This window comes from Gordonia jinhuaensis (genome assembly GCF_014639795.1).
In the GTDB taxonomy this organism is placed as follows: domain Bacteria; phylum Actinomycetota; class Actinomycetes; order Mycobacteriales; family Mycobacteriaceae; genus Gordonia_B; species Gordonia_B jinhuaensis.
The window spans coordinates 132562-157109 of sequence record NZ_BMGC01000007.1 but is presented as its reverse complement, the minus strand read 5'-3'; the positions used below and the strand labels follow the sequence as shown (position 1 = coordinate 157109).

The 24548-nt window shown below is 66.3% G+C and carries 21 protein-coding genes; 10 read left to right on the top strand and 11 right to left on the bottom strand.

The features are described from left to right. The first annotated feature begins 179 nt into the window (after positions 1 to 179). Positions 180 to 1061, top strand: a complete 882-nt coding sequence (locus IEW22_RS07520) for a universal stress protein (protein ID WP_188585979.1) — start codon at positions 180 to 182, stop codon at positions 1059 to 1061. 151 nt (positions 1062 to 1212) lie between these two features. Here IEW22_RS07520 and IEW22_RS07515 read toward each other — a convergent pair whose 3' ends face one another. The 7 genes from IEW22_RS07515 to IEW22_RS07485 all read right to left on the bottom strand — a co-directional run bounded on the left by IEW22_RS07515 (position 1213) and on the right by IEW22_RS07485 (position 8538). Continuing rightward, positions 1213 to 2427 (bottom strand): ABC transporter substrate-binding protein, encoded by a 1215-nt coding sequence (locus IEW22_RS07515; RefSeq protein ID WP_229742274.1) that lies wholly within the window; start codon positions 2425 to 2427, stop codon positions 1213 to 1215. Continuing rightward, the gene (locus IEW22_RS07510) at positions 2427 to 3293 is read right to left on the bottom strand and encodes an ABC transporter permease (RefSeq protein WP_229742273.1); all 867 of its coding nucleotides are present in this window, start codon (positions 3291 to 3293) and stop codon (positions 2427 to 2429) included. The genes IEW22_RS07515 and IEW22_RS07510 overlap by 1 nt, the downstream gene beginning before the upstream one ends. After that, entirely contained in the window at positions 3290 to 4075 is a 786-nt protein-coding gene (locus IEW22_RS07505) for an ABC transporter ATP-binding protein (protein ID WP_188585978.1), read from the bottom strand. The genes IEW22_RS07510 and IEW22_RS07505 overlap by 4 nt, the downstream gene beginning before the upstream one ends. Positions 4076 to 4084: 9 nt before the next feature. Further along, positions 4085 to 5020, bottom strand: a complete 936-nt coding sequence (locus IEW22_RS07500) for an ABC transporter permease (protein WP_229742272.1) — start codon at positions 5018 to 5020, stop codon at positions 4085 to 4087. Continuing rightward, complete coding sequence (locus tag IEW22_RS07495) at positions 5017 to 6051, bottom strand: TIGR03842 family LLM class F420-dependent oxidoreductase (protein WP_188585977.1); 1035 nt, start codon at positions 6049 to 6051, stop codon at positions 5017 to 5019. The genes IEW22_RS07500 and IEW22_RS07495 overlap by 4 nt, the downstream gene beginning before the upstream one ends. Positions 6052 to 6195: 144 nt before the next feature. Then, the gene (hydA, locus tag IEW22_RS07490) at positions 6196 to 7617 is read right to left on the bottom strand and encodes a dihydropyrimidinase (RefSeq protein WP_188585976.1); all 1422 of its coding nucleotides are present in this window, start codon (positions 7615 to 7617) and stop codon (positions 6196 to 6198) included. Positions 7618 to 7698: 81 nt separating this feature from the next. After that, entirely contained in the window at positions 7699 to 8538 is an 840-nt protein-coding gene (locus IEW22_RS07485; protein ID WP_188585975.1) for a nitrilase-related carbon-nitrogen hydrolase, read from the bottom strand. 207 nt (positions 8539 to 8745) lie between these two features. Between IEW22_RS07485 and IEW22_RS07480 the strand changes: the two genes are divergently transcribed. Further along, entirely contained in the window at positions 8746 to 10095 is a 1350-nt protein-coding gene (locus IEW22_RS07480; protein ID WP_188585974.1) for an aminotransferase-like domain-containing protein, read from the top strand. Positions 10096 to 10462: 367 nt separating this feature from the next. Here IEW22_RS07480 and IEW22_RS07475 read toward each other — a convergent pair whose 3' ends face one another. Together IEW22_RS07475 and IEW22_RS07470 are read right to left on the bottom strand one after the other, a co-directional pair. After that, positions 10463 to 12037 (bottom strand): amidohydrolase, encoded by a 1575-nt coding sequence (locus tag IEW22_RS07475; protein WP_229742271.1) that lies wholly within the window; start codon positions 12035 to 12037, stop codon positions 10463 to 10465. Positions 12038 to 12189: 152 nt separating this feature from the next. After that, complete coding sequence (locus tag IEW22_RS07470) at positions 12190 to 13686, bottom strand: aldehyde dehydrogenase family protein (protein ID WP_188585972.1); 1497 nt, start codon at positions 13684 to 13686, stop codon at positions 12190 to 12192. 93 nt (positions 13687 to 13779) lie between these two features. On the opposite strand from IEW22_RS07470, the gene IEW22_RS07465 reads away from it, so the two are divergent. The 6 genes from IEW22_RS07465 (at position 13780) to IEW22_RS07440 (ending at position 20434) form a co-directional block, all read left to right on the top strand. After that, positions 13780 to 14739, top strand: a complete 960-nt coding sequence (locus IEW22_RS07465; protein WP_188585971.1) for a LysR family transcriptional regulator — start codon at positions 13780 to 13782, stop codon at positions 14737 to 14739. A gap of 194 nt (positions 14740 to 14933) precedes the next feature. After that, positions 14934 to 16409, top strand: a complete 1476-nt coding sequence (locus tag IEW22_RS07460) for a purine-cytosine permease family protein (protein ID WP_188585970.1) — start codon at positions 14934 to 14936, stop codon at positions 16407 to 16409. After that, entirely contained in the window at positions 16406 to 18142 is a 1737-nt protein-coding gene (locus IEW22_RS07455) for a GMC family oxidoreductase (RefSeq protein WP_188585969.1), read from the top strand. The genes IEW22_RS07460 and IEW22_RS07455 overlap by 4 nt, the downstream gene beginning before the upstream one ends. After that, entirely contained in the window at positions 18139 to 18591 is a 453-nt protein-coding gene (locus tag IEW22_RS07450; RefSeq protein WP_188585968.1) for a RidA family protein, read from the top strand. Before IEW22_RS07455 ends, IEW22_RS07450 begins: the two co-directional genes overlap by 4 nt. Next, positions 18588 to 19262, top strand: coding sequence for a DUF1028 domain-containing protein (locus IEW22_RS07445; protein ID WP_188585967.1), 675 nt, complete (start codon positions 18588 to 18590; stop codon positions 19260 to 19262). Before IEW22_RS07450 ends, IEW22_RS07445 begins: the two co-directional genes overlap by 4 nt. Before the next feature lie 32 nt (positions 19263 to 19294). Further along, positions 19295 to 20434, top strand: a complete 1140-nt coding sequence (locus tag IEW22_RS07440; RefSeq protein WP_188586001.1) for a M20 family metallopeptidase — start codon at positions 19295 to 19297, stop codon at positions 20432 to 20434. A 74-nt stretch (positions 20435 to 20508) separates the two neighbouring features. Here the strand turns inward: IEW22_RS07440 and IEW22_RS07435 are convergent, their stop codons facing one another. Further along, positions 20509 to 21267 carry a DUF429 domain-containing protein gene (locus tag IEW22_RS07435; protein WP_188585966.1) on the bottom strand — a complete coding sequence of 253 codons (759 nt, stop codon included), beginning with the start codon at positions 21265 to 21267 and terminating at the stop codon, positions 20509 to 20511. Positions 21268 to 21380: 113 nt separating this feature from the next. Between IEW22_RS07435 and arcA the strand changes: the two genes are divergently transcribed. Next, a complete protein-coding gene (gene arcA / locus IEW22_RS07430; protein ID WP_188585965.1) occupies positions 21381 to 22616 on the top strand; it encodes an arginine deiminase in 1236 nt (411 codons plus the stop codon). Beyond that, complete coding sequence (locus IEW22_RS07425; RefSeq protein WP_188585964.1) at positions 22613 to 22981, top strand: GntR family transcriptional regulator; 369 nt, start codon at positions 22613 to 22615, stop codon at positions 22979 to 22981. Before arcA ends, IEW22_RS07425 begins: the two co-directional genes overlap by 4 nt. Before the next feature lie 26 nt (positions 22982 to 23007). Here IEW22_RS07425 and IEW22_RS07420 read toward each other — a convergent pair whose 3' ends face one another. Next, complete coding sequence (locus tag IEW22_RS07420) at positions 23008 to 24525, bottom strand: dolichyl-phosphate-mannose--protein mannosyltransferase (RefSeq protein WP_229742283.1); 1518 nt, start codon at positions 24523 to 24525, stop codon at positions 23008 to 23010. Positions 24526 to 24548: the final 23 nt, after the last annotated feature.

The window sequence follows — 24548 nt, the reverse complement described above, 5'->3', positions numbered from 1 at the left end:
GTCGCGGAACTCCTGGGGATAGGGCTTGGGCACAGCTGGCATCCTTCCAGGCCGCCCGGCAGGGCAAGCCAGATCAGATGTCACCTACTCGTGCACCAGCCCCATTGATCTGACCGGTCAACTGCATGACAATGAGGGAGAAGAGCCTGGGAGTTGGGCTCACGACGAAAGGTTCGATGATGAGCAATGCGTTCGTGGTGGGCGCCGACGGCTCAAGCGCAGCCACTGAAGCGATCAAGTGGGCTGCTCATTCCGCTGAACTCGAGGACCGTCCGCTTCGGATCGTCACCACGTTCCAGACCGAGACCAGTGGTTATGCTCCGGGGCTGGTGATCCCGCAGGACGTGGTCGACGCGATCCGCGACGACGCGCAGAAGGTCGTGACCGATGCGGTGGAGACCGCGAAGTCGGTCGCACCGGGCATCTCGATCGAGACGAAGATCTTCGAGGGCAAGCCGGCGCTGGTGTTGCGCGATCTGTCGGAGGACGCGTACAAGCTCGTGGTCGGCAGCCGCGGTCTGGGCGGCGTGAAGGGGCTGTTCCTGGGATCGGTGAGCGTCAACGTGGCCGCACACGCCAAGTGTCCGGTGGTGGTGGTCGGCAAGCCCGGTGGCGACGGCGCCGTGGTCGTCGGCATCGACGGCTCGGAGGTCAGCGCGCCGGCAGTTGCCGAGGCGTTCAAGGAGGCCTCGTTCCGCAAGGCAAAACTGTTCGCCGTACACACCTACACCGACCTCGCCGCTGATGCGCTCTACGGCTACGGGCTCGACGAGGCCGAGCTGCAGCGACTGTCCGACGACGCGTACGAGGCATTGTCGGAACGGTTGGCCGGGTTCTCGGCGGACTACCCCGATGTCGAGGTCGAACGGGTGATCGTCGCCGACGGACCCGCGCAGCGACTACTCGACGTCGCAGCCGACAACGACGCGCAGCTGATCGTGATGGGCAGCCGCGGTCGCGGTGGCTTCGCCGGCATGCTGCTCGGCTCCACCAGCCAGTCGGTGCTGCACAAGGCGCAATGCCCGGTGGAGATCGTCCGCACCGAGACCCGCGCCAGCTGAGCGCGGGCTCGGGCACATCGCTCGAGCTGATCGTTGCCCTGGATCCGGCGCTGCCCTGGATCCGGTGACGGCAGGGACGTAACCACACAAGCGGGGCCGCCGGTACATCACCGACGGCCCCGCTTGATTAGTGGTGCATTCGCGTTGCGGGTCAGTTACCCCCGGCGTTGAGCGTCACCGAGATCGGCTGATAGCTCGAGCCCACCAGGTCCACACCCTCCTTGCGCAACTCGTCCTGCGCCTGGGTGATGTAGGTGGTGTTCTTTGCATCGGCATCGGGTGCCTTGGTCAGCACGGTCTTGCCGTCCTGGTTCTTGGTGTCCATCGAGATCTTCACCGTCTGGTCCCAGGCGGCCTGGTCGATGGTGCCGATACCCGCCGCCGGCGAGGGCCAGATCAGCTTGTTGACCTCGTTGACCTGCCAGAGCTGGTGGCTGGCACCGAGTTTCGAACCGGCTGCCACGGTCATGTCACGGCACTCCCGCACATGGTCGCGGCAGTAGATCCAGCCCTTGAGTGAACCGATGAGGAATTTGACCGTCTGGTCCTGGTAACCCTTGTCGCTGGAGAGCTTGTCGCTGTTGGCCCACAGGGCATCCTGCAACATGCCGACACCCTCGTCCTGCCAGTTGATGACGTTCAGATCCGAGGGCTGATAGAGCTTGCCGGTCTTGGGATTCTTGGCCTCGAGCACCTGGGCGTACTCGTTGTAGGTCATCGCCTGGGCGGCGTCGATGTCGCCGTTGAGGAAGGCGTTCATGTCGAACTGCTGCTGCACCAGATCGACATCCTTGGCAGGGTTCAGACCGGCCTTGGTCATGCCGGCGAACAGCTCGAACTCGTTGCCGTAGCCCCAGTTGCCGATCTTCTTGCCCTTGAACGCACCGACGGAGTCGATGTTCTTGTCCTTGAAGCTGATCTGGGTGGTTCCCGACTTCTGATAGATCTGGGCGATCTCGGTGATCTTGGCGCCCTGTTCGCGCGACTGCAGCGCCTTGGGGACCCATGCCACCGCGTAATCGGCCTGGCCCTGGGCCAGTACGGTCTGCGGCACGATGTCGGTACCGCCGTCCTTGAGCGTGACGTCGAGACCCTCTTCTTTGTAGAAGCCCTTGTTCACCGCGGCGATGTAGCCGGCGAACTGCCCCTGCTTGAACCACTGCAGCTGCAGGGTGACCTTCTTGGCGCCGTCCGAAGACGAACCGCCGCTCGACGAGCTGTCGTTGGTCGTCGAACAGGCCGCGGTGACGGCCAGAGCAGCCGACACCCCGACCGCCGCGATCAGCCGGGTCATGCGGCCGGGTGTGCGCCCGCCGACCTTGTCCCGCAATCGCTTCCCCTCATTGCTCACCCCTGATGGTGTCATCAGGACCCTCCTCTGGTGTTGGCGGACTTGCTGTCCGCACGATTACGCGGCGCCGACAGACGCCGGGTGGCGACGACCTCGATGAGTACGACAACGAGGAAGAACAACAGCCCGATGACGATCGCGGCGAACACGAACGCCCAGGCCAGTGCGTAATTGGTGGCGGCGGCCGCCGAGGTGATGCGGTAGCCGATGCCGTTCTGCAGACCGCCGAAGTACTCCGCGACGATCTCGGCGATCACCGCATTCGGTGCGGCCACCCGCAGCCCGGTGAACAGATAGCCCACCGCGGCGGGGATGCGAACGGTGCGCGTGATCGCCCATCGGCCCACCGCATACGACCGCATGAGGTCGGCGTGGACTCCGCTGATGTTGCGCAGGCCCCGAGCACAGCTGACGTAGATGGGGAAGAACACGATCACCGCGACAGTGAGCAGACGGGGCATCTCCTGCGTGGCCGAGTACATGCCGTAGAAGATCGGGGCGATGGCCACGATCGGAATCGCCGCGGCCGCAGCGGCCATCGGCGAGAGCAGCTCGTCGAACGGGCGGATCCACACCGCGAGCATCGCGGCGACCATACCCACGATCACGCCGATCACCAGTCCGGTCAGTGAGTTGCGCGTGGTGACCCAGGCCGAGGTTCGGATGACGTCGGTGTTGGCGGTGACCTGTGTCCAGATGTCCGACGGGGCGGGCAGGACATAGGTGGGAAGATGGCCGGCTCGGCAGATGACCTCCCACACCACCAGCAGTGCGACGCCGAAGAGCAGTGCCGGCAGCCACACTCGCAGTCGCAGCCGGTCGGTGCGCAGGTGCGGCAGCGCGGTCCCGGTCTCCTCGACCAGCGGATCGACGACGGTCATGCCGGCTCCCCGGCGACCTCGTCGACGGGTGCGCCCTTGCGCCGCAGCGCCTCACGCACCCTGGTGATGGCGGCGAAGAACTCCGGGCTCTCCCGCGTGTCGGGCAGGTCACGCAGACCCGGGTCGATGTCGACGATCTCGGTGATGCGGCCCGGACGTGGGCTCATCACCACCACTCGGTCGGACAGATACACCGCCTCACCGATCGAGTGCGTCACGAACACCACAGCCGCCTTGGTCTCCTCGACGATGCTGAGCAGTTCGGTCTGCATCTTCTCCCGGGTCATCTCGTCGAGCGCGCCGAAGGGCTCGTCCATCAGCAAGAGCCGCGGCTTGGGTGCGAGCGCGCGGGCGATGGCCACACGTTGCTGCATACCGCCGGACAGTTCAGTGGGACGGTGATCGGCGAACTCGCTCAGCCCGATCATCTCGAGCAGTTCGGTGCTGCGCGCACGTCGCTCGGCACGGCCGACCTTGTGCAATTGCAGTGGCAGTTCGATGTTCTCGCGCACGGTTCGCCAATCCAGCAGGCCGGCCTGCTGAAAAGCGATGCCGTAGTCCTGATCCTTGCGGGCCTGTGACGCCGACTTGTCGCGCACCTGCACCGTTCCCGAAGTCGGGCTCTCCAGGTCGGCGATCAGCCGTAGCAGTGTGGACTTGCCGCAACCGGACGGGCCGATCAGCGAGACGAATTCGCCGTCGCCCACGGTCAGCGAGACATTGTGGAGTGCAACGGTGTTGGGATACTGCTTGGACAGGTTGTCGATCTCGACCACGGACATGGCGTTGGTTTACCTCGAGTTTCCGGAATAGCGTCGTGCGCCGACGCCGACGATCAGTACCACTGCGGTCATCGCCAGTCCCACCACCGCGGCGCCGATGACGGCGCAGAACAATTTGCTCGCGTCGCCGGTGGACTGCTGGGCGTATTCGATGATCAGTCGGCCGATCCCGCCGGTGGTGGCGGTGGAGATCTCGGCGACGATGGCGCCCACCACGGCCGCTGCGGCGGCCAACCGCAGTGCGGGGAGGAGATAGCCCACGGCCACCGGCAACCGCAGCCGGATGAGCGTGGACCACCAGCCCGCGTTGTAGCAGTGCATCAGTTCGACTGATTGGGTTGTGGGAGCGTGCAATCCACGCAGCATCCCCAGCGTGACCGGGAAGAACGCCAGATACGCCGAGATGGCGATCACCGACGTCGTCGACGTCCACGGGTGGCCCAGTATCGCGATCTTGCCGCTCCAACCGTTGAGCAGCGGCGCCAACGCAACCAGCGGAACCGTCTGGGAGGCGATCACATAGGGGGTCAGCGCGCGTTCGGCGGTACGGAAGCGTTGCATGATCACAGCGAGCAGGATGCCGACGATGGTGCCGATCACCAGTCCCGCCAGCGCCAGTTTGAAGCTGAACCAGCCGGCCTCGGCCACACCCATCCCCACGGTGCGCGAGCCCGGGAGGTCGACCTCCTTGTCGCCGAAGGTCGAGATCACCGACGAGACGTGCGGCAGGGCGCCGTCGGTGGTGCGCGGCAGCACGCGGACTCCGCCGATGCTCACACCGTCAGCGGGGACCACGAGTTTGACGAACTCCCAGATCAGCAGGAACACCACCAGCGAGGCCACCGCCATGACGATCCGGCGCACGGGGATGCTGCGGCGGGAGCCGAGCCGTTCGGAACTACGGCGGTGGGAGAGCGAGCGCGTCTGGCGGGTCGTCGTTGTCACTCGGCGGTCGCGATCTGCTGTGGACGCAGCGCGGGGATCACGTTCTCCCCGTACGCCTCGAGCGTCGCCGACTTGTTGTTGTGCTGCAGGTAGACCGCGAACTGGTCGACACCGAGTTTGGCGAGTTCGGTCAGTCGGGCCACATGTGTCTCGGCGGTGCCGATCACGCAGAACCGGTCGACGATCTCGTCGGGGACGAAGGTGGTGTGTGAATTCCCGGCGCGGCCGTGTTCGTTGTAGTCGTAACTCTTGCGCCCGGCGATGTATTCGGTGAGTGCGGCCGGGACATCGCCCTCGGTCCCGTAGCGCTCGACGATGTCGGCCACGTGGTTGCCCACCATCCCACCGAACCATCGGCACTGTTCGCGTGCTGCAGCGAGCGCCTCGGGGCTGTCGTCGGCGGTCACGTATGCCGGTGCCGCAACGCAGAACTTGATGCTGTCGGGGTCGCGGCCGGCCGCCTCGGCAGCGGCGCGCACGCGAGCGATCATCCAGGAGGCGATCTCGGGGTCGCCGAGCTGCAGGATGAATCCGTCGGCGACCTCGCCGGTCAGCGCGAGCGCCTTGGGGCCGTATGCGGCGACCCATACGTCGAGATGTGAGCCCTGACTCCACGGAAAGCGCAGTGTGCGGCCCTCATACGACGTCGACCGGGAATTCGCCAGCTCACGGATGACACCGATGGACTCACGCAGAGTCGCCAGCGTGGTCGGCTTGCCGTTGAGGGTGCGCACCGCCGAGTCGCCGCGGCCGATGCCGCAGATGGTGCGGTTGCCGTACATCTCGTTGAGTGTGGCGAATGTCGATGCGGTGACCGTCCAGTCGCGGGTAGCCGGATTGGTGACCATCGGTCCGACGATCACCCGCCGGGTCTCGGCGAGGATCGCCGAGTAGATCACATACGGCTCTTCCCACAGCAGATGTGAGTCGAACGTCCACACATGACTGAAACCGAGCGTCTCGGCACGCTTGGCCAGTTCGACCACGCGTGAGGCAGGCGGATTGCATTGCAGCACAACACCGACATCCATGTGCGCTCCTTCCGAAGATGATGGGGCCGAGCAGACTCGCAGGGGTGGTGTCTGCGGTCCGTCCGGCGGATGAGTCCGGCCCGGATGAGGGTCAGCGCCGATGGTGTTCTGGCCCAGCGGGTCTGACTCGGGTCACGTTCTGGCTCAGATGAGGTTCTGGCTCAGCCCGCGTTTGATGAACTGTCCGTGTCCCTTGGTGCCGCGGTACTCGCCGTCGTCGATGATGACCGTGCCGCGTGAGATCACCGTGTCGACATGACCGTCGATCTCGTAGCCTTCCCACGCCGAGTAGTCCATGTTCATGTGGTGGGTCTTGCCCAGCCCGATGCTGGTGTGGCCGTTGGGATCGTAGATGACCACATCCGCATCGGCCCCCGCGGTGATGATGCCCTTGCGCGGATACATCCCGAACATGCGGGCGGGTGTGGTGGCGCAGACGTCGACCCAGCGTTCCAGCGACAGCCGCCCGTCTTTGACGCCCTGGAACATCAGATCCATGCGGTGCTCCACCGAGCCGATCCCGTTGGGGATCTTGCTGAAATCGCCGATCCCCATCTCCTTCTGGTCCTTCATGCAGAACGGGCAGTGGTCGGTCGCCACCGTGGTCACGTCGCCGGTGCGGATGTACTTCCACAGCTCGTCCTGGTGGCCCTCGGCACGCGAGCGCAGTGGTGTCGAGCACACCCACTTGGCGCCCTCGAACACCGGTGCGCCCAACTGTTCCTCGAGTGAGAGGTACAGATACTGGGGGCAGGTCTCGGCAAACACGTTCTGGCCGTTGTCGCGTGCGGTCACCACCTGTTGCATCGCCTGTTTGGCCGAGACGTGCACGATGTAGAGCGGCGCCTTGGTGAGGTGGGCGAGCATGATGGCGCGGTGGGTGGCCTCCTCTTCCATCTGCCAGGCCCGGCTGGTGCCGTGGAAGTACGGGGCGGTGTCACCGCGGGCGATCGCCTGCTCGACGAGGACGTCGATGGCGCTGCCGTTCTCGGCATGCATCATCATCAACGCACCGAGTTCTGCACCCTCCTGGAAAGCCCGCAGGATCTGCCCGTCGGTCGAGTAGAAGACCCCCGGGTAGGCCATGAACAGCTTGAAGCTGGTGATGCCCTCGTTGACCAGTTCGGCCATCCCCTTGAGGCTGTCGTCGTCGACACCACCGATGATCTGGTGGAAGCCGTAGTCGACGGCGCAGTTGCCCGACGCCTTGTCATGCCATGCGGCGACGGTGTCCTGCAGGCGCATCCCCGGGTTCTGCACCACGAAGTCGACGATGGTGGTGGTGCCGCCCCACGCGGCCGCGCGGGTGCCGGTCTCGAAGGTGTCCGACGCGGTGGTGCCGCCGAACGGCATCTCCATGTGGGTGTGTCCGTCGATTCCGCCGGGGATCACATATCGCCCGGTCGCGTCGATGACGGTGTCGGCGGTCGATGCGAGGTCCGCGCCGAGCGTGGTCGAACCGGGTTCGAGGACGGCGACGATTTTTTGGTCGTCGATCAGCACGTCGAGAAGTTGGCGTCCGGTGGAGGAGACGACGGTGCCGCCGTGGATGAAAGTCGTTGCCACAGTGGAAGTCCTTGTCAGGGTGGGCTGGTCAGGTGAGGTCTGGGCCGGGTGGGCGGCGACTGGTCGCTGCCGCGCCACAGATCAGGGCGCCGTCAGCGGTGCGTAGGCGTCGGGACGACGGTCGCGGTAGAACGCCCACCGGTCGCGAACCTCCTTGATGAGGTCGAGATCGAGGTCGCGCACCAGCACCTCCGGTTCGGTGTCCGACGCCACGTCGCCCACGAACTTGCCTTCGGGATCCACGAAATAGCTTGTGCCGTAGAAGTCGTCGTCACCGTATTCGGATTCGACGCCGACCCGGTTGATCGCGGCGATGAAGTACTCATTGGCCACCGCCGCCGCCGGCTGCTCGAGCTTCCACAGGTACGCCGAGGTGCCGCGACTGGTCGCCGAGGGGTTGTAGACGATCTGGGCCCCGGCCAGTCCGAGCGCGCGCCAGCCTTCGGGAAAGTGACGGTCGTAGCAGATGTACACGCCCACCTTGCCCACGGCGGTGTCGAAGACCGGCCAGCCGAGGTTGCCGGGGCGGAAGTAGAACTTCTCCCAGAACCCGTTGACGTGGGGGATGTGGTGTTTGCGGTACTTGCCGAGCAGTGTGCCGTCTGCGTCGATCACCACAGCGCAGTTGTAGAGGAAGCCGTCCTGCTCCTTCTCGAACAGCGGGAGCACGATGACGATGTTGAGTTCTTTTGCCAGATCGCAGAATACGTCGGTGGTGGGTCCAGGGACAGACTCGGCGAAGTCGTAGAACTTGGCATCCTGCTGCTGGCAGAAGTAGGGACCGTCGAAGATCTCCTGGAAGCCGATGATCTGCGCTCCCTGAGCCGCGGCCTCGCGGGTGTATTCGATGTGGGCTTTGATCATGGACTCACGGTCGCCGGTCCAGGCGGCCTGGGCGAGTGCTGCTCGCACGATCGTCATGGGTCACATCCCATCTGTTGTTGTTATCGGGAGAATTATTCGAATTCGCTCTTGTGATACTGCCCTGTGAAACATTCCCGTTGTGTTACAAGTTCGCAGAAACAGTTACCGGCGAGTAAACACTTCGATTGGTGGTGTCCCGCGGACCTCGTGACCAGCACAATCGGTGACGTGGCTGAACCACCGCGCGAACAACAGGCTGTGCGAATGGATTTGGCGCCATCCGAACGCAACGCTGTCGGGATTGCCGCTGCGATCACCCGGAGGATCGGGACCGGCGACCTCATGCCCGGCGATCGGTTGCCGACCGTTCGTACCGTCGCGCGTGAGCTGAAGGTCTCGGCTGCGACGGTCAGTCAGGCGTGGCAGGCGTTGGCAGCGACGGGCGCGATCGTCTCGCGCGGACGGGCGGGGACATTCGTCGCCGACGTGCCTGACGAGCGGGGGAGTGCGCCCTCGGCGCGGTATTGGCGTCTGCACAGCGGTGACCGCGGGGCGTTCCGGGTGGATCTCTCGCGCGGTACTCCCGATCCCGAGCTGTTGCCGCCGGTGACACCCGCATTGGCGCGGATGTCGGACACCGTTCTCGCCTCGGATTATCTGGGGGAGCCCACGGTGGCGGAGCTGGAAGGCTTGATGCGACAGTCATTTCCGGCACGCTTCGAGCGGATGGTCGTGATGGACGGGGCCGTCGACGCGGTCGACCGGCTGATGCGCGAGTGGGTCCGCTTCGGTGACCGGGTGTTGCTCGAGGACCCAGGCTTCCCGCCGTTCATCGACCTGGTCAGCCGACTCGGCGCCAAGGCCGTGGGCGTCGGCGTCGACAGATTCGGTGCGATTCCTGCCGACGTTGCTGCGGCCGTGGCAGATTCGCGGCCGGCGATGCTGGTGATACAGCCACGTGCTCACAACCCGACCGGTGCGTCGATGTGTGCCGAGCGGGTGCGTGCGCTCGCCGACGTACTGGTCGGCTCACAGGTGCTGCTGGTGGAGGACGATCATGCCGGGCCCGTGTCGAGCTCACCGGATCTGACGTTGGCGACCTATCTGCCCGACCAGGTGGTGCATGTCCGGTCGTATTCGAAGTCTCACGGTGCCGATTTGCGCCTGTCGATGGTGGGCGGTCCCGAACGCGTGCTCGATCCGGTGGTCGACCGCCGGATGCTCGGGCCGGGGTGGACGAGTCGGTTGCTGCAGCGTCTGCTGTTGGTGATGCTCTCCGACGAGGGGTCGTTGTCTGCGGTGGAGGCCGCTCGGGATACCTATCGTTCCCGATCGGCGCGCCTCATCGCAGCGCTTGCTGACCGTGGTGTCGACCTGGCGCCCGCCGACGGCATCAACCTGTGGCTGCCGGTGCGCGACGAATCGGCGGCGTTGGTGTCGCTGGCCGCTGCGGGGATCAAGGTCGCCCCCGGCGGCCCCTTCCGCGTCGACGAGCCGCGTGAGGATCACGTTCGCGTCACCTTCGCCGCCCTCGCCGACGAACAGTCCGACTGGATTGCCGACGAGCTCGCCAAGGCGTCGGTTGCCGACGCGCTCTACTCACGCCGCCGGTGAAGTGGTTGCGGTTGTATGGTGTCGCGTCGTGACCTGGTTGCGCGGATGGGTGCCGGGCCGGTGAACTGGTTGCGTTTGTGTTCGCGCAGCCAGTTCTTGTGAACGCATCCTTTGCACTGGTTGCGTTTGTGAGGAGTGGTTGCGTTTGTACGGACGCAGCCAGTTCTGCGGCGGGTGACCACAGACGCAACCAGTTCTGTGGCGGGTGTTACAGACGCAGCCAGTTCTTGTGAACGCATCCTTTGCACTGGTTGCGTCTGTGAGAAGTGGTTGCGTTTGTACAGACGCAACCAGTTCTGCGGCGGGTGCCCACAGACGCAGCCAGTTCTGCGGCGGGCCAGTCCCATCCGCGCGACCAGTTCCGCGACTACACCCGAACTCCGCGCACGAAGACCTCTCTCACGCGGATGTCGCTGAGGTGGCGGGGGTCGGCGGTCATCGGATCAGCGTCCAGCACTACCAGTGATGCGTCCTTGCCGACCTCGATGGAGCCGCAGAACTCGTCGAGACGTGCAGCGCGCGCGGCGCCGATCGTGTAGGCGTGCAGTGCGGCGTCGATGTCGATGCCCTGTTCGGCGAGCAGTGGCACCGTCTGCGAATGCTCGTCTTGAGCGTGCGGATCCCCGGCGGGCGCCGTGCGGTTGACCGCGGTGTGAACGCCCCACAGTGGGTCGGGGCTCGAGACCGGCCAGTCCGAACCCATCGCCAAGGGAACGCCCGCCTCGGCCAGTGAGCCGAAGGCGAAGTGCCAATTCTGGTGGTCCTCGTCGAGAAAGGGCAGCTTCGTCTCCACCAGTACGGGATCCTCACGTGCCCACAGAGGCTGGATGTTGGCGATGACACCGGTGTCACGCATCCGGGCGACGTCCTCGGGGGTGATCAGATCGATGTGCGCGATCTGGTGACGACGATCGTCGGCGTTGGCGGTGTCACTGAACGCGTCGAGGGACTCGCGGACCGCGCGATCACCCACGGCATGCAGATGGACGTCGAATCCGGCTGTGTCGAGTGCGGCGACCACTCGCCGCAGCTGCTGCGGCTCGATGAAACTCATCCCGTGCTCGTGCGGATGCTGATGATAGGAACGGGTCAGCGCGGCGGTGAAGTTCTCGCACACACCGTCCTGGATGATCTTGACTGCGGTCGCGCTGAAGGTCAGTCCGTTGTCGGACAACGCGTCTCGACGCTTGGTCATCGATTCGATCTGGTCGAGATCGCGATCGGGATACCACCACAGATCGCCGGTCACACGTGCGGTGAGCGCACCGGATTCGGCGAGTTCGCAGTACAGGTCGTAGCAGTCGGGCAGGCCGAGCGCTTCACCCACCGCGGCGTCCTGCCAGGCCACCACACCCAGGGAATGCAGGTAGCTCTGCGCGTCGAGCAGGGCGGCGCGCACTTCGCCGGGCTCCACCGGTGGGATCACGTCATACACCAGGTCGGCGGCGCTTTCGACCAGCATGCCGGTGGCCACGCCCTCGGCGTCGCGCAGGATGTGTCCACCGGGTGGATCGGGTGTCTCGTCGGTGATTCCAGCTGCGGCGAGCGCTGCTGAGTTGACCCAGACGCCATGTCCGTCATGGCTTCCCAGGGCTGCCGGGCGGTCGGGGACCAGCGAGTCGAGCTCGCGCCGGTCGGGGAAGCCGCCGTCGAACACGTCGCCGTACCAGCCACCGCCCAGCACCCACGGCGCCTCGGGATGGGTGGCGGCATAGTCGGAGATGCGGTCGCGGTAGGCACACAGATCGTGGAGTTCGGACAGGTCGCATTGCACCCGACGCAGACCACCCATCACCGGATGGATGTGGGCGTCGACGAATCCGGGGAGCATCGTGGCACCGCCGAGATCGAGGACCTCGGTGTGCTCGCCACGCACACTCGACACGTCGTCCTCGCCGAGTGCGATGATCCGACCATCAGCAATGGCGACGGAATCAGTCACCGGCACAGCGGAATTCATAGTCCTGATGATGCCGCCGGCGACGATGAGCTCGGCAACACCAGCACCGTCAACCGCTGCACCCTCAACAGCCGCTCCGTTCACAGCGGCACACCCAACACCGAGACCATCGACCCCGGTGCGCCCATCGCCGCTCACGAGGCCGTCCCGGAGACGCTGATCCAGGTGGTCTTGGACCCGGTGAACTTGTCGAGCGCGCGCAGCGACAGATCCGAGCCGAATCCCGACGCGCCGAATCCGCCGAACGGGGTGCCGGGCGACAAGGCATCGACGGTGTTGATCGACACGGTGCCTGCGCGCAACGACTTCGACATGCGCAGAGCGCGATTGATGTCAGTGGTCCACACCGAGGCGGCGAGCCCGAATTCGGTGTCGTTGGCGATCTCGATTGCCTCCTCCTCGGTGTCGAAGGCCAGCACGACCAGTACGGGGCCGAAGATCTCCTCGCGCACCACGCGGGCATCGCGACCAGTGTCGACGACCACGGTGGGCTCCACGAAGCAGCCGACGTCTCCGATTCGGTTGCCGCCCAGGAAGATACGGCCCTCTTTGCGAGCGATGTCGATGTACTCCAGTACCCGCGTCATATGCTTGTCTGATACCAGCGCGCCTGCGCCTGATCCCGGGTCGAGTGGATCGCCGGGGGCGTAATCGGCTGCGGCGCTGCATAACAGCTCGAGGAACTCGTCGAGTACTGATCGCTGCACGAGCAGTCGGCTGTTGGCCGAGCAGATCTCGCCCTGATTGGCGAAGATCCCGAATGCCGCCTTCTGTGCGGCGGCATCGAGATCGGCATCGGCGAACACCACGTTGGGGCTCTTGCCGCCGCATTCGAGCCAGATCTGCTTCATATTCGACTCGCCGGAGTACGAGAGGAACATCTTGCCCACCTCGGTGGACCCGGTGAAGGCCACACAGTCGACGTCGGGGTGGCGGCCCAGCGCTTGTCCGGCGGTGTGCCCCAATCCGGGCACCACGTTGAGCACACCGTCGGGAAGGCCTGCCTCGCAGGCGAGTTCAGCGAGCTTCAACGCCGTGAACGGTGTCTCCTCGGCGGGTTTGAGCACCACTGTGTTGCCGGCGGCCAGTGCCGGCGCCACCTTCCACCCGGCGATGTCGAGCGGAAAGTTCCACGGGACCACCGCGCCGACGACGCCCAGCGGCTCACGCGTCACCAGTGCGATCGAGCCGTCGGCCGTGGGTGGCAGCTCGCCGGGAATCTTGTCGATGGCCTCGCCGTAGTAGCGGAACACCGCCGCGGTGCCGGGAACGTCACCGCCGAGCGCATCGGCAACGGGCTTACCCGAGTCCAGCGACTCCAGCAGTGCCAATTCCTCCACGTCTCGCTCGATCAGGTCGGCGAGCCGACACAAGATACGGCCTCGGTCGAAGGCGCTGGTGGCAGACCAGCCCGGGAAGGCACGCCGCGCGGCGGCAACGGCGGCATCCACATCGGCGGCATCACAGGAGGCGACCTCGGCGAGCACATCGCCGGTCGCGGGATTGACCGAGGCGAAGGTCTCCCCGGAACGGGCGGCCACCGCGGCGCCGTCGATGAACGCCAGATGGGGGAACTTGATGCTGCGGGCTCGCGCGTGCCAGTCGATCGGCGCGTCGGGGATGGTGCTCATGGGTTCATGGTGGCCCAGCTCCGGCCGTCCGCAGGTTACAACGCAGTGAAAGCAAACTCGAACTTTTCGATCAATTGCATCAGAATTTTAGATATGACCTCGTCCTTCGCCCGCCAGAATCCCGCGCCGCCGTTCACGCTCGTGCAGCTGCGCTACTTCGCCGCGGCTGCTGACTTCGGCAGTATGACCGCGGCGGCCAAGGCGCTGATGGTGTCGCAGTCGGCGATCTCCACCGCGATCGGGCAGCTCGAGAAGGATCTGGGTGTCCAGTTGCTGATCCGCCATCACGCCCGCGGCCTGACATTGACCCCGGCGGGCCAGACGTTTCGGCAGGATCTGCGGAGCTTCCTGTCGCAGTCGGCCGAGCTGGCCGAGTCGGCGAGCCGTCAGGGGAACGCGCTGGTGGGCGAGCTGACCATCGCCTGCTTCACCACGATCGCGCCGTTCGGTCTGCCCACGTTGCTCTCGGAGTTCGAGGCCTCGCATCCGCAGGTCCGGATGAATGTGGTCGAGGGTGCCCACGACCAGATGCCGCAACTGCTGCGCGACGGTCGCTGCGAGCTGGCGCTCATGTACGGCTTCGACCGGGACGAGGACATCGACTATCAGCCGTTGGCCCTGGTGCGTCCGTATGCGCTGGTGGGTGCAGATCATCGACTGGTCAAGGAAGGCCGCCGTGAGGTCTCCCTCTCGGAATTCGCCGGTGATCCGATGGTGCTGCTCGACCTGCCGCACAGCCGCGAGTACTTCCTGTCGATGCCCAGACGCGCGGGTTTCACTCCTGAGATCCGTTTCCGCAGCGCCGGCTTCGAGACCGTGCGGTCGCTGGTGGCACACGGCCACGGCTTCTCCATCCTCAATCAGCGCCCGGCCACCTCGATGACCTACGACGGTCGCGAGACGGTGATCATCGAACTGACGGATTACGCATCTTCGATCGAGGTGGTGATCGTGCAGATCTCCGGGGTGCGCCTGACCAACAGAGCCAAGGCGTTCAAGGAGCTCTGCCGACGTCGCTACGCAGCACTGACGATGGGGGCGCGACCGGTGTGAGCCGGGCAATCTGCGCTGCGGTGAGGTTACGTGGGTATTACGAGGCGCAGGTCACACCGGTGCATCTGAATTATTGATGCTGTTCGCCGGATCTTTGTGATTTATTTTTCTAGCGGTGCTTTCGATACTGGGTTTTATCGGGGCGGCCAGCGACGACGCCCGATCCCGTCACTTCTGCCGAAAGAGCTCCCGCCATGAGCACACCGACTTCGACGCCACCGTCGGATGCGTCCGTCGACCAGAACCCCAACGGCCCGGACCGGCCTGAGAATGCTGCCGACAGCGCGGTACGCACGGTGGAGAAGCGGACCATCGACCATGTGCCGCTCGACGAGCGACACGGTCGCGCTCGCGACCTGTTCACCGTGTGGTTCGGCTCCAACATCATGCTGCTGACCATCACCACCGGCGCCCTGTCGACGGCGCTGTTCGGGCTGCCGATCTGGGCTGCGGTGATTGCGATCCTCATCGGCAACATCGTCGGTGGGACCGTCATGGCGCTGCACGCGGCGCAGGGTCCGCAGATGGGTGTGCCGCAGATGCTGCAGACCCGCGCCCAGTTCGGCTCCTACGGCAGCCTGCTCGTGGTGGTGCTGGTGATTTTCATGTACCTCGGCTTCTTCGCCTCGAACCTCGTGCTGGGCGGACAGGCGCTGGGCAATGCGACCGGACTGTCGACCTCGACCAGCATCGTCATCATCGGCGTGATCAGCGTCGTGGCGACCATCGTCGGCTATCGACTCATCCACACCGTCACCGCGATCCTGTCGGTGGTGGCCGGTGGCGCGCTGTTGCTGTCGTTCATCTGGATACTTGCCGTCCACGGAACCCCGTCGGGCACCTGGTCGGGCGGATCGTTCGCGTGGGCCGGCTTCATGTCCACCGTCTCGGTTGCCGCACTGTGGCAGATCGCCTACGCCCCGTATGTTTCCGATTACACCCGCTACATGCCGCGTGACACCGGTGTCCGAGCGGCATTCTGGGGGACCTACTCCGGATGCGTGATCGGTTCGGTGCTGCCGATGCTGCTCGGTGCGCTGGTCGGTTCGGCGTTGCCCAAGGCCGACACGCTCGACGGCATGGGCTCTCTGCTGCACGGCATCTCGACCGGCGTCTTCGCGATCTTCGCCATCGGCATCACCGCCACCAACGCGATGAATCTGTACTGCGGCGCGCTCTCGACGATCACCGTGGGACAGACGCTGTTCCCGAAGTGGAAGCCGCAGGCCCTCGGTCGCGCGGTCGTGTCCATCGTGCTGTTCGCCATCGCGCTGGTCCCGGCGCTGATCTCGGCCGACGACTTCCTGTCGAACTACGAGAACTTCCTGTCGGTGCTGCTGTGCGTTCTGATCCCCTGGACCGCAGTCAATCTGGTGGACTACTACCTGCTTCGTCACGGCGAGTACCACATCGAATCGCTGTTCGCCCGCGACGGCGGCCACTACGGCCGATTCAACTGGAACGCGATCGCCTGCTACTTCATCGGTATCGCGGTGCAGATCCCGTTCCTGTCGACCACGATGTTCACCGGTCCGGCCGCGAAGTCGATGGACGGAGTGGACATCTCCTGGATCGTCGGCCTCGTGGTGATCTGCCCGCTGTACTACTTCCTGGTGAAGATCACCGGCAAGGCAACAGCATTGGAGAGCGACACCCCGGTGGCGGCATGACCGCGGACTATCTGGTGATCGGCGGCGGTACGGCCGGGTGCATCGTCGCCGCCCGACTCTCAGAAGACCCCGACGTCACGGTCAAGGTCATCGAACCGGGCCCCTCCGACGAGACCGAACAACGCGCGCGGTCGATCCGGCGGTGGGCGGAGATGGTCGAGAGCGAATACGACCTCGACTACCGGTCGGTGCCGCAGCTGCGCGGGAACTCTGCGATCCGTCAGGCGCGCATGCAGATCCTCGGCGGTTGCTCCACGGCCAACACGATGATCACCTGGCGTCCGCTACCCGCCGACATCGACGAGTGGGCGGAGTTCGGGGTCACGGGCTGGGATACGGCGACCCTGTCGCGATGCTTCGACAAGCTCGCCACTCCGATCACCCCCGTGGCGCCGGCCGACCGCAATCCCTACGTCGCCGATGTGGTCAGCGCGGCACGTCAGGCGCTGGATCTGCCTGCGCGACAGGCCTGGAACAGCGACCCGGATTTCGCGGCCACCGGTGAGGGTGCCGGATTCTTCGAGATCGGCTACACCCCGGAGACGAATCTCCGGTCCTCCACGTCGGTGCACTATCTGCACGAGGCGGTGCGCACCCGCGCCAACCTGACCGTCGCACACGGAGAGGTGGCGACCAGAATCCTGTTCGCCGACGCCGACGCCGACGCCGACGCCGACGCCGACGCCGACGCCGACACCGACACCGACACCGACACCGGTGGTGTCGGACCTCGGGCTGTCGGGGTACAGACCGTCAGCGTCGACGGGACCGTGTTCGAGCACCGCGCGCGGCGTGAGGTGATCGTGTGCGCGGGGGCCATCGACTCCCCGAAGCTGTTGCAGCTGTCGGGAATCGGTCCGGCCGAGGTGCTCGGTGCCACCGGTGTGGATGTCCGCGTGGACTCACCGGGGGTGGGGGAGAACCTGATGGATCACGCGGAAGGTCTCATCGTGTGGGAGACCGACCGCGACGTGCCGACCACCTGCGCCACCGGCTGGGACGCCGGGGCGGCCGTCCGGTTGTCGGACGACTCAGCGGCCCGGCCGGATGTCCTGATGCACTTCCCGGTGGAGCCGGTGGCCGATCATGCGGTGGCATACGGCGTGGAGATGCCCGAGAAGATCATCTCGATCGCCCCCAACGTCGCCAAACCCCGCAGCCGGGGGCGTGTGCGTATCTCGTCGGCGGACCCCGCGGCCAGGCCGGTGATCGACTACGGCTACTTCACCGACCCCGACGGGATCGACGAGCAGGCGCTCGTCGCCGGTGTGCGGCTCGCGCGGCGCATCGCTGCGCAGTCGCCGATGTCGGAATGGATTGTCCGCGAGGTCTTCCCGGGTCCGCAGCGAACGAGCGACGCACAATTGTCCGAAGCCCTGCGGGCAACGCATCAGACCGTCTATCACGTGTCGGGAACCTGCCGCATGGGTGGCGATCACGATCCGATGGCGGTGCTGGACTCATACTTGCAGGTGCGTGGTGTGCAAGGGTTGCGGGTGGTCGACGCGTCGGTACTCCCCACGCTCACCTCGGTGAACCCGGTGGGAACCATCATGGCGGTGGCCGAACGCGCCGCTGAACTCATCCGCGGCGCCGAACCGAGCCGCGGCGCCGAACCGAGCCGCGGTGCCGAACCCAGCCGCGGCGCCGAACCGAGCCGCGGTGCCGAACCCAGCCGCGGCGCAGATCTCGCCGGGCACGCCGCGGCCCGACCAGTACAGGAGGCATCATGACCGACATCGCAGCGAGCGCCACACATACGCGCATCCGCCCGTTCAACACCCGCGACACCTACCCTGAGCAGAATCTCGACAACGACCTGTGTCAGGCCGTCGTCGCCGGCGGCGTGGTGTACCTGCGTGGGCAGATCGGTCAGGATCTCGAGACCCGTGAGTCGGTGGGTATCGGCGACGTGGAAGCCCAGGCCGAGAAGGCGATGAGCAATATCGCCATGCTGCTCGACGAGGCGGGGAGTTCGCTGGCCGACATCGTCAAGGTCACCGTCTACCTCACCGACATCCGCTACCGCGAAACCGTCTACCGGGTGATGGGCCGCTGGCTCAAGGGTGTCTACCCGGTGTCCACCGGACTGGTGGTCGAGGCGCTCGCCCGCCCGGAGTGGCTTGTCGAGATCGATGCCACCGCAGTCGTGTCCCAGGCTTCGGCAGGTGAGACGGCGTGACCTTCTCGCTTGTCGCACATGATGAGTCGACCGGTGCCTTCGGGATGGTGGTGTGCTCGTCGAGTCCGGCTGTGGCATCGCGCTGTACTCATCTGCGAGCCGGAGTCGGCGGTGTCTCGTCGCAGAATGTGACCAACCCGGCGCTGGGCGAATTGACGCTCGACGCGCTGGCGACGGGAGTCGACGCGCAGACCGCCCTGACCACGGCACTGTCGAATGAGCAGTTCCCCGACTACCGGCAGGTGCTGGTGGTCGACCCGCAGGGCGCGACAGCGGTGCACTCCGGCGGCAACGCGCTGGGGATCTTCACCTCCGCACAGGTGCCGCACGCCGTGGCGGCGGGGAACATGTTGCGCGACAAGGCGGTGATCGACGCCCTCATCACGGGTTACCGCCGCAGCGAGGAGTCGACCTTCGAGGCCCGGCTGCTCGCCGGTCTCGACGCGGCCATCGAGGCCGGTGGTGAGGCGGGACCGGTGCACTCGGCGGGACTGGCTGTGGTGGAGGATGTGTCGTGGCCGGTCACCGATCTGCGCGTGGACTTCAGTGACGACCCGATCGCCGACCTTCACGCGCTGTGGGCGGTGTGGGCGCCGCAGAAGAACGACTATCGGGTGCGCGGTGTGGATCCCACATCCGCACCCTCCTACGGGGTTCCGGGAGACGAATGATCGTGTCGGCGAACAACACAGACGTCGAGAGCATGCAGCAGTCGGTGGTCGCCGACGCCGATCGGCTGATCGCGCTGTCGCATGATCTCTACGATCACCCCGAGGTGGCGTGGGAGGAGATCAGATCGTCGGCTCGGGTCGCCGAGGCGTTGTCCGACAGCGGTTTCGAGATCACTCCGGCGGTCGCGGGTCTCGAGACGGCGTTCACCGCAACCGTCGGATCCGGTGAACTGACCCTGGGGATCTGCGCCGAATACGATGCATTGCCCGGCCTCGGACACGCCTGTGGACACAACCTGATCTCGGCGATGGCGGTCGGCGCCGCCACTGCACTCGCGCCGCTGGTCGACGAGCTCGGCATCCGCCTCGTGGTGTTCGGAACCCCCGCCGAAGAGGGCGGCGGCGGCAAGATCGAGATGCTCGAACGTGGCGTCTTCGATGGTGTGCACGCCGCGGCGATGGTGCATCCCGGTCCGGCCGATGTGGCTCGCGCACGGCCGTTCGCGGTGTCCCACAGCCGCATCGACTATCACGGCAAGAGTGCGCACGCCGCGGCATTCCCCGAACGCGGTGTCAACGCCGCCGATGCGTTCACCATCGCGCAGGTGGCGATCGGCCTGCTGCGCCAACAGCTTCCGCATTCGGTACGTGTACACGGCATGATGACCCGGGGCGGCGAAGCGCCCAACTCCATCCCCGAACACACCGAGGGGCGCTGGTATGTGCGCGCCGAGACGCTCGCCGAACTCGCGCAGGTGGAGCCGCGGGTGATGCGGTGCTTCGAGGCCGGTGCGCTGGCCACCGGCGCCGAGCTCGTGGTGACCCCGGAGAGCAAGCCGTATGCGGAGTTCCGCACCGACGAGGACCTGCTCTGTCGGTATGAGGCCAACGCGACCGCACTGGGCCGTGAGTTCGGTGATTCGCCCGACAACACCATGAGTCGAGCGTCGACCGACATGGGCAACGTGTCCCAGGTGATCGCCGCGATCCACCCCTACATCGGCATCGACTCCCTGCCCGCGGTGAACCATCAACCGGCCTTCGCCGCGGCAACGCTCACAGCGGCCGCCGAGAAGGCGATGCTCGACGGCGCGGCGGCACTCGCGGCGACCCTTGCCGATGCCGCCCGCACCGACACCATCCGGCGGCGACTGCTCGACGCATCGGACTGACCGCCGGCGGTCGATTGATCGCCCGAACAGGTTCTCGCCCACCCTGATCGGCCGCGACCAGGTATCGGTTGCGATCAGGTGTCGGTTCCGACGAGGTCGGCGAGTGTGCACCGCGGGATGTGGATCCATCCCTCGTCGGCGATCACCGAGCGGTCGAGATCGGGCGGTGGTGACACCGTGGCGTCCAGCTGGGCGGCCCGGGCGATCATCGCGGTGATGACCGCGTCGAAGGCGTCGTCGCGCCGGGTGCACAGCGCTCGATGCTCGCCGAGGTCGAGCCACGGTGCGGCGCGTTCCAGCGCGGACACCAGCTCCGCGAGCGCCACCGCATTGGCGGCCCCCTTGTAGCGGCGGTGGGCCAATCCCCAATGGTGCAGTGCCGCAGCCGGGTAGGCCTCGACTGCGCGCCCGTTCACGCGATCGTCGACGCCCAGATCAGCGAGCAACCCGGCGGCGCGGAAGGCGACGTTGGCGATGAGGTCGGCCGAGACGCTCAGCGGGGTCAGCCCGGTCGTGCGTGCGACATAGTCGTCGGTGACACGCAGGGTCAGTGGCCTGCGGGCGCCGCGCTGGTCGAGGCCGAGCCCCGGCGGGGTCCGGTGCGCGCGATGGGCGGTGACGAAGTCGACGAATGCCGACGGCCAGCCGATCGGCGCATCCACCCCGATCCGGTCGGCGCCGGCGCACACCTCGCGCAGTGTCGCATCGTCGGCGGGCAGGGCGAGTGCCACCACGCGGGCGCACTCGGGCGACCACTCCAGCACCGCGGCCGCGGTGCGTTCGGGTGCGGCGGCCAGGTCGATCCCCACGGTGCGCGAGGTGCTCGTGGTCATCGACCCAGCGTAGGTGGCACCTCCGCGCGTGCGTCGCGGTGTCCTCGGGGAATAGCGCCCGGTGTCGGTGTGGTCACACCGACGAAGCGGCCGCCATCACCTACCGTGGTCTGATGACCGTGCCCGACACGCCAGCACAACCCCGTTTCGGCGCCGACTCCGAGGTCGGCCGGCTGCGCACGGTGATGTTGCATCGTCCCGGCGACGAACTCCGCCGCCTCACACCGCGTAATTCCGACCAGCTGCTGTTCGACGGAATTCCCTGGGTCGACAGGGCGCAGGAGGAACACGACGCGTTCGCAGGACTGCTCCGGTCGCATGGGGTGGAGGTGCTGCTGCTCGGCGATCTGCTCGCCGAAACCTTCGACATCAGCGGTGCCGCGCGCATGCAGGGCATCAGTGCGGCGGTCAGCGAACGTCAGCTCGGTCGCCACCTCGCCGACGAGGTCGCGGTGTATCTGCGGGGACTGCCACCGGCCGAGCTGGCGACCGTGCTGACCGCCGGTGTCACCTTCGACGAGTTGCCCGAGACGCCCTCGGCCGCCCGCGCATCGCTGGTGCGACGGATGCACAACGGGATCGAATTCGCGATCTCGCCGCTGCCCAACCTGCTGTTCACCCGCGACTCGTCGTTCTGGATCGGCGGGCGGTTCGCCATCACCTCACTGGCGCTGGCCGCACGCACCCGCGAGACGTCGCTCACCGACCTGATCTACGCACATCACCCGCGCTTCCGTGGTGCGCGACGGGCGTATGAGTCGCGGACCGCCCCGGTCGAGGGCGGCGATGTGCTGCTGCTCGCGCCGGGTGTGGTGGCCGTCGGGGTGGGGGAGCGCACCACCCCGGCCGGTGCAGAAGCCTTGGCGCGCAGTCTCTTCGAAGATGAGCTGGCCCACACCGTGCTGGTGGTGCCGATCGAGCAGCGCCGAGCGTCGATGCATCTGGACACCGTGTGCACCATGGTCGACGTCGATGCGCTGGTGATGTATCCCGCCGTCGCGGACACGTTGTCGGCGTACACATTGCGCAGTGACGGCGCGCACGCGACCATCTCGGGTCCGACCCCGTTCGTGGCGGCCGCCGCCGAGGCGATGGGGTTGGAGAAGCTGCGCGTGATCGACACCGGGACACTGGACGCGATCACCGCCGAACGCGAGCAGTGGGATGACGGGAACAACACGCTGGCCATCGCGCCGGGTGTGGTGGTGGCCTATGACCGCAACGTCGAGACCAACAGACGGTTACGCGACTCGGGGATCGAAGTGCTCACCATCGCGGGCAGTGAGCTGGGTTCTGGTCGCGGCGGTCCGCGGTGCATGTCGTGTCCGGTGGCTCGGGATGCGCTGTGAGTGAGCAGATCTCCCTCGACGTGCGGATCGACCCGTCATCGCCGGTGCCGCCCTTCGAACAGCTCCGCGCGGGCGTCCTCGATCTGATCGCGCGCGGCGAGATCCTGGCCGGTAGTCGGATTCCCACGGTACGAGCCCTGGCCGCCCAGCTCGGCCTGGCCGCGAACACCGTCGCCAAGGCCTACCGCGAACTCGAGGCCGAGGGGGTCATCGAGACCCGTGGCCGTCACGGGTCGTTCATCAAGGCCCAGGCCGACTCGGCGCGCCAGCGGGCCGGTGCACTCGCGGTGCAGTTCGTGGCGCAGGCGCGCGATCTCGGCCTCGACGACGCGGCGATCAGGGAGCTGCTCGACAAGGCGCTGTGAGCGCACACCATGCGGCGCCGGGGTTCTCAGCGCCAGCTGGGCAACCAGATCTCCTGGTTCCACATCGTCGGTGAGATCGGCGCCCCGGTGAGGATGGGCCACAGCCACACGAAGTTGGCCACCACCAGAGCGACGTAGATCGCGGCCACGATCACCCCGAGCATGCGGCGTTCGCTGCGTCGTGGGCCGGCGTCGCGGGTGCCGATCACATCGGATACGCACAGCGCCAGGCCCATCACCAGGAACGGCGCCATGGCGGTCGCGTAGAAGAAGTACATCTGCCGGTCGAGGTTGGCGAACCACGGCAGGAAGCTCGCCGCGTAGCCGGTGAGCACCACCGCATAGCGCCAGTCGCGGTGCACCAGCCACCGCCAGGTGCCCCACAGGAGCATCGGCAGGCTCACCCACCACATCGCCGGTGAGCCGATCAGCATCTGGATGCGCACGCACTCCTGACCGCCGCACATGTCGGGGCCGTTGGACACCGCGTAGAGCATCGGGCGCAGACCCATCGGCCACGTCCATGGCTTCGACTCCCACGGATGGTGATAGCCCGCGGAATTGGTGAGCGTCTCGTGGAAGTTCAACACGCCCGACTCGTAGTACCAGAGCGACCGCCACGCGTCGGGCACCCACGACCAGGTGCCGCCGGTACCCACCTGCTGCCCCACGGCGTGCCGGTAGACCGAGGTCTCGCTGGCGAACCACGGGGTGAACGAGACGAAGTAGATGACCACCGGCAGCACCGCGATGGACAGGAACGACGGCAGCGCATCACGGAACAGGGTGCCGCGCCACGGCCGCGTCACGTGGAAGGACTTGCGGGTGGCCACGTCGAGTCCCAGCGAGAGCAGCAGGTAGAACAGCGCGAAGTAGATGCCCGACCATTTGGTGGCCAGTCCCAATCCCACCAGCACGCCCGCGGTGAATCGCCACCACCGGAAGCCGAGTCGCGGGCCGAGTGGGGAGTCGTTCATCCGGCCGTCGAGCCACACGTTGTACATCCGCTCGCGCATCTGATCGCGGTCCACGACGATGGCCGCGATCGCCGCGAGCAGGAAGAAGATCTGGAAGATGTCGAGCATGCCCATCCGGGACTGCACGAACAGCACGCCATCGCAGATCGCGAACAGCCCGGCGACCGCGCCGATCATCGTCGAGCGTGTGAGCCGACGGGTCATCCGGTAGATGATGAGGACCATCGCCACGCCGACCACCGCCGACATGAAACGCCAGCCCATCGGGTCGTAGCCGAACATCCACTCGCCGATGGCGATCATCCACTTGCCCACCGGCGGGTGGACCACCAGCCCGTATCCGGGATTGTCCTCGATCCAGTTGCCGCCGGTGAGCACCTGCCACGCCTGCGGCACGTAATGCTTCTCGTCGAAGACCGGCGTGCCCTTGTCGGTCGGATGGTTGAGATCCCAGAACCGGGTCAGTGCCGCGATCACCACGATCACCACGCCGACGATCAGTCCGCGTCGGCGATCGGTGGCGCCGAAGGGCGGTCTGGGGACCACCGGCGCGGGGGAAACACCCAGGTCTTCGACGTAACCCGGGGTGT